The organism is Mammaliicoccus sp. A-M4 (assembly GCF_022386955.1).
GTDB classification, from domain to species: domain Bacteria; phylum Bacillota; class Bacilli; order Staphylococcales; family Staphylococcaceae; genus Mammaliicoccus; species Mammaliicoccus lentus.
Genome location: NZ_JAJNHH010000043.1, coordinates 1 through 290 on the forward strand (window position 1 = coordinate 1; position 290 = coordinate 290).

General features: G+C 36.2%; 1 rRNA gene. It reads right to left on the minus strand.

The features are described from left to right. Nucleotides 1–202: 202 nt before the first annotated feature. Nucleotides 203–290, minus strand: a 5S ribosomal RNA gene (gene rrf, locus LQ682_RS14095); the annotation flags it as partial.

A 290-nucleotide genomic window follows, 5' to 3' on the forward strand; every position in this document is an offset into this window, starting at 1 on the left:
GGTTAAGCCAATCACTCTTTGAAGTACTTTCAGTACTCAATTATTGGAATTAACGTTGACATATTGTCATTCAGTTTTCAATGTTCATTTTGTATCACAAGAATTAATTATACTCTTATTAAAACCTTGTGTCAATAACTAATTCAACTTTTTCAAGAATTTATTCAAGAAAAAAAGACCCTAGGGTCAAAAATTGAATTTTGCCCGGCAACGTCCTACTCTCGCGGAACGTAAGCCCAACTACCATCGGCGCTAAAGAGCTTAACTTCTGTGTTCGGCATGGGAACAGG